Here is a 3,050-nt window from a genome sequence, read left to right on the forward strand (position 1 = left end):
GAGGGACATTTGCCGGCAGGCTATTCTTTCGTCATCGCCGACGATCACCCGCTGTTTCGCGGTGCGCTGCGCGAAGCGCTCGCCGGCATCGGCAATGTCGCCGCCATCCATGAAGCCGGCGATTTCGAGAGCGCCAAGGCGCTGGTCGTGGCCAACGAGGACGTCGATCTGGTGCTGCTCGACCTGTCGATGCCGGGCGCCAGCGGCCTCTCCGGCCTGATCTCGCTGCGTGGCATCCATCCGGCGGTGCCGCTGGTCGTGGTGTCGGCGCATGACGATCCGGCGACCATCAGGCGGGCGCTCGACCTCGGCGCTTCCGGCTTCATCTCCAAATCGGCCAGCATGGAAGAAATCCGCAGCGCCGTGCAATCGGTGCTTGCCGGCGATATTGCAGCACCCGTCGGCGTCGATCTCGGCATCGAGCGCGACCCTGAAATATCCGACCTGATCAAGCGGCTGCAGGCGTTGACGCCGCAGCAGACCCGGGTGCTCGGCATGCTGGCCGAGGGCCTGCTCAACAAGCAGATCGCCTATGAACTCGGCGTCTCCGAGGCCACCATCAAGGCGCATGTCTCCGCCATCCTGCAGAAGCTCGGCGTCGACAGCCGCACCCAGGCGGTGATCCTGCTGTCCAAGATCGGCAGCGACCCGCTGCAGCCGGCGGGTTAGACCCCTATTCCGCCGCCGGCGCCAGCGGCCTGACCCTGGCCATCATCGAGCGCAGTACCGCTGGTTTGAGCGGTTTGTTGATCACCGCAATCTCGAGCCCGCCGGCGGTCGTGCGCACCTCGTTGGAGCGGTCGGCGGTGACCAGCACGGCCGGCAGGGTGTCGCCATGGATCGCACGCAGCCTGACGACGAGTTCGAGGCCGGTTTCGCCGTCGAGATGGTAGTCGGCAAGGACGATGTCCGGGCGATGTATCTTCGCGGTCTCCAGATCCTTTGAACCGGACGCGGTGTCGACGTTGCAACCCCAGCCTTCGAGCAGGAGCCGCATGCCTTCGAGGATGCGGGCGTCGTTGTCGATGCACAGCACGTGCAGACCGGCCAGCGAGGCTGTCGCGCGGGCGGGAGCCCTGGCTTCGATCTCGCGTCGTGCCTGCACGGCCGCGACGGGCAGGATAACGGAGAATCGCGTGCCCTTGCCCGGACTGGAAAAGATGCGGATCTCCAGGCGCAACACCCGGGCGATGCGGTCGACGATGGAGAGGCCGAGACCGAGGCCCTCGGCCTCGCGCGCGCCCTCGTCGAGCCGGGTGAATTCGCGAAAGACGGTGTTCAGCTTGTCGCCGGCGATGCCGATGCCGGTGTCGATCACCTGGATCTCGGCCAATTCGCCGCGCCGCCTGACGCCAACCAGCACGCGGCCGCGGCGCGTGTATTTGATGGCGTTGGAGACGAGATTCTGGATCAGGCGGCGCAGCAAATTGCGGTCCGTCGTCACCGTCAGCGATGACGGCATGATGGTCAGCTCGAGCTTCTTTTCGGCGGCCAGCGGCCGGAAGTCGTTGCCGATCTGGCGCAGCAATCCGTCGAGGTTGAAGGCGGTGTCATCCGGCTTCATCGCGCCGGCATCGAGGCGGGAGATGTCGAGCACGGCGCCGAGAATGGTCTCGACGGATTCCAGCGAGGATTCGATGTTCACGGCCGCCTTGCCGGCAGGTCCCTTGCCGGCCTTCTCGATCAGCGAGGAGCAATAGAGCCGGGCGGCGTTCAGCGGCTGCAGGATGTCGTGGCCGGCGGCGGCGAGGAAGCGCGTCTTGCCGAGATTGGCCTCCTCGGCCAGCATCTGTGCCTGCGCCAGTTCCTCATTGACCCGGGTCAGCTCGATGGTGCGCGTCTTGACCCGCTGCTCCAGCGATTCATTGGCCCTTTTCAGCGCAAGATCCTGCTCGACGCGCCCGGAAATGTCGGCATAGGTGGCGACGATGCCGCCGTCCGGCATCGGGTTGGAGCGCAGTTCCAGGATGCGGCCCGAGGTTTTCAGCTCCATCTGCCACGGGCTGACGAAGCTGGTCAGCCGGTTGAGCATGGCCACACGCTGATCGGCGGGAATGTCGCCGCGCTCGGCGAGATGGCGCAGGATGCGGTCGAGCGAGACGCCGACCTGGCCCATCTCGTCGGGCAGGTCGAACAGCGCCCGGTACTGGCGGTTCCAGCAGATCAGGCGGAAATCGCGATCGAAGACGGTGATGCCCTGTTCCATCTGGTCGAGCGCGATCTGCAAGAGGTCGCGGTTGTGCTGCAGCGCCTCGGTGGCGTCGTCGAGCAAGCGGAAGGCATCTCGGGATTCGCGGTCGTGGCGCCGAAACAGCAGCGACAGGATCAGCCGTGCCGAGGAGGAGCCGACGGCGCTGGCCAGCAGCTGCTCGGAAAAGCGGATGACGTCCATGCTCGCCTGTTCGTTGCCGTGCAGCGAGGTTCCGTTGGTCTTTTCGAACGACTGGAAAGAGCGCTCGGTGCGCTCGACGCCGAGATAGCGCCCGATCGTGTCCTTCAGGTCGTTGACGGTGATGGCGGTGCGGAAACGGCGCAGGCTGGGCATCGGGCCGGCATCGCGCGGCACGAAGATCGACGCCTGGATGCGTTCCAGCGGCACCGACGCGCGCGACAGCGAGCCAAGCACGAAAAACACCGCATTGATCGACAGGCTCCACAACACGCCGTGGTTCAGCGGTTCGGCGACGGTGCCGAACAGGGCCTGCGGCCGCAGCGCCTCGAAGCCGAACAGCCCGTGCACGATGATGCCGGTATCGGCCGCGGCAAGCGACGGCAGGAGCAGTGTGTAGCCCCAGACGAGGATGCCGGCGACCATGCCGAGTGCCGCACCCCGGCCGTTGGCGCCGCGCCAGATCAGCCCGCCGATCAGGGCGGGGGCGAACTGGGCGATGGCCGCGAACGACATCAGGCCGATCGACGACAGGCGCGCGCTGTTGGTGCTCTCGCGGTAATAGAGGAAGGCGATGAACAACAGGATGAAGATCGCCCCGCGCCGCACATTAAGGATCAGCGTCGACCAGTCCTCGGTCTCGGAGGTCGAGGTCTTGAGC

General features: G+C 66.2%; 2 protein-coding genes. One reads left to right on the forward strand and one right to left on the reverse strand.

The annotated features are described in order from the left end of the window. The first annotated feature begins 9 nt into the window (after positions 1-9). Positions 10-669, forward strand: coding sequence for a response regulator transcription factor (locus EN879_RS30100; RefSeq protein ID WP_024503139.1), 660 nt, complete (start codon positions 10-12; stop codon positions 667-669). A 4-nt stretch (positions 670-673) separates the two neighbouring features. On the opposite strand, the gene EN879_RS30105 is transcribed toward EN879_RS30100, so the two are convergent. Further along, a partial coding sequence (locus EN879_RS30105) for a NahK/ErcS family hybrid sensor histidine kinase/response regulator (protein ID WP_127274448.1) occupies positions 674-3,050 on the reverse strand: 2,377 nt, incomplete at its 5' end.

It is taken from the genome of Mesorhizobium sp. M7A.F.Ca.AU.002.02.1.1 (genome assembly GCF_003998535.1).
Taxonomy (GTDB): domain Bacteria; phylum Pseudomonadota; class Alphaproteobacteria; order Rhizobiales; family Rhizobiaceae; genus Mesorhizobium; species Mesorhizobium ciceri.